We start from the raw sequence: 1,760 nt of genomic DNA on the forward strand, positions 1-1,760 counted from the left end.
TTGGCATAAAGATGGCACCTCCTTTGATTGATACGTCTATCGTACCGGAGGTGCCGACTCGTTTATATGCGTTATTTGATTACGGGCTTACTGTGAATTTAAGTTTTCTCCACGTTATCGGAACTACTTAATTTTTTTCAGCATTGCTTTTTTGCGTCCCTTTTTAAAAATACTTCCTATAAAGCTCTTGCCTTAAACTCCTGCTTAACTGTGCATATATCCTCGTAGTCTCGCTTTTCTCATGTCCCAATAAACACTGAATGACTTCAAGAGGAGCACCATTATTTAACTTGTGAGTAGCATAGCTGTGCCTCAGCTGGTGTGGATGGATCGTTTTATTTATGCCTGCCCTTTTTGAAATCCGCTTGATGATATACCTCATTTGGGCAATGCTCTTTCGATGAGGATGCCGTTCGGTGACAAAAATAGCTGCATCGTTATCCTGGCGTTGTTCATTGTATCTTTTAAGCCATATTTCGCAGCGGATATTAAAATAAACTTCTCTTTCTTTATCTCCTTTACCTCTAACAATGGCGGAACGGTTTGACCAATTAATTCTGCTCCTCTGTAATGTAACAATTTCTCCTATACGACATCCTGTAGAAAACATGAATTCAAACAATGCCTTTTCCAATGGGCTGGTACACGCCTTACGTAAATATTCAATTTCAATTTCTGTTAAAAACTTAGGAATTCGTTTCCCTGTTTTAGGTTCCTTTATTTTTGCAGCGGGATTTTTTGAAACATGTCCTTCTTCATGTGACCAACGAAAAAATGATTTCATAAAGCGTATTCGGTGAGATAAACTTGAAGGTTTTAAGGTTTCGCTCGACTTTGCCAGGTATTCTTTTAGTTGAACAGTAGATATGGTATCAACATTTATATCCTTGAAATATCGAATAAGTAAAGTGGATTGAAGTTTATATGCTTTAAGTGTTTGTGGTGAGAACCCTTCAATTCGTTTATCCGATTCATACGTTTCCCATGCCTTTGACAATAACAAAATACATCTCTCCCTAAAATTTCTTTTTTAGAGGAATTATTGACTTGATTCTCGAAATTGAAACGGGAGAGCCTATTCAACTATCGGAGCAGTTTAATGGATATGTAGTATATATTTTGTTCAGGAGGTGTATCATGCAAAAGGCAATCGTAGTTTATTATGTTACCGATAAGAAGAATAACTTAAGTGATTTAAATCAACTTTTGCAAGAGGGATGGAAGGTTGTCTCTCAAAGTGCAATGTCAGATAATTCTGATGCAACATCAGTTTATTCACTTGTTATATTAGAGAAAAATTAGGAAACAATGCTTCTGGATTCATTGTACTAACGGGGTGCGATTGCTGAACAAGGCAGCCGCTTCTTTTTGTATTATTGGAGCAAGAAAGTTGTATAGGTGTTTGGAATATTATGTTAAAATGGATTTATGGTAAGAGGGAAAACAATTAATAGAAAGGGGATAATTAGATGAATATTATTGTTATGTTAGCAGTAATAGTTTTAATGATAGGTTTATATTTCATAACAATAGGATTGTGGGAACTAAGAGAAGGTGTTGATAGAAAGAAATATGTTACATATATGTTCACTGGTTTAGTTCTACTATTGCTTGTTCCTACATTATTTAGCCCTCTATTGATGGCGTTTTTAAACTAACGGAGCAGTTTAGTTGTGCGAAATGTTTCTAGCTTAAATGGAGGATGGTCACATTTCTCTGGTAAAGGCTAGACAGTTCCTGTCGGAACTGAAGGATTATAC

The 1,760-nt window shown here is 35.9% G+C and carries 3 protein-coding genes; 2 read left to right on the top strand and 1 reads right to left on the bottom strand.

The genetic code is table 11. The features are described 5' to 3' along the window. Nucleotides 1–163: 163 nt before the first annotated feature. Entirely contained in the window at nt 164–1,003 is an 840-nt protein-coding gene (locus tag ACIQCO_RS28115; RefSeq protein ID WP_400435460.1) for a tyrosine-type recombinase/integrase, read from the bottom strand. Nucleotides 1,004–1,137: 134 nt separating this feature from the next. Here ACIQCO_RS28115 and ACIQCO_RS28120 point away from each other — a divergent pair, with 134 nt between their 5' ends. Then, nucleotides 1,138–1,302 carry a hypothetical protein gene (locus ACIQCO_RS28120; protein ID WP_400435463.1) on the top strand — a complete coding sequence of 55 codons (165 nt, stop codon included), beginning with the start codon at nt 1,138–1,140 and terminating at the stop codon, nt 1,300–1,302. 167 nt (nt 1,303–1,469) lie between these two features. Then, nucleotides 1,470–1,658, top strand: a complete 189-nt coding sequence (locus ACIQCO_RS28125; protein ID WP_400435466.1) for a hypothetical protein — start codon at nt 1,470–1,472, stop codon at nt 1,656–1,658. Nucleotides 1,659–1,760 lie beyond the last annotated feature (102 nt).

Origin of the sequence: Neobacillus sp. NPDC093127 (assembly GCF_044754175.1) — a bacterium.
In the GTDB taxonomy this organism is placed as follows: domain Bacteria; phylum Bacillota; class Bacilli; order Bacillales; family Cytobacillaceae; genus Neobacillus.

Bases quoted from the DNA above. Each gene is read 5' to 3' on its own strand.
- ACIQCO_RS28120 (WP_400435463.1), top strand. From the start codon at position 1,138: ATGCAAAAGGCAATCGTAGTTTATTATGTTACCGATAAGAAGAATAAC.
- ACIQCO_RS28125 (WP_400435466.1), top strand. From the start codon at position 1,470: ATGAATATTATTGTTATGTTAGCAGTAATAGTTTTAATGATAGGTTTA.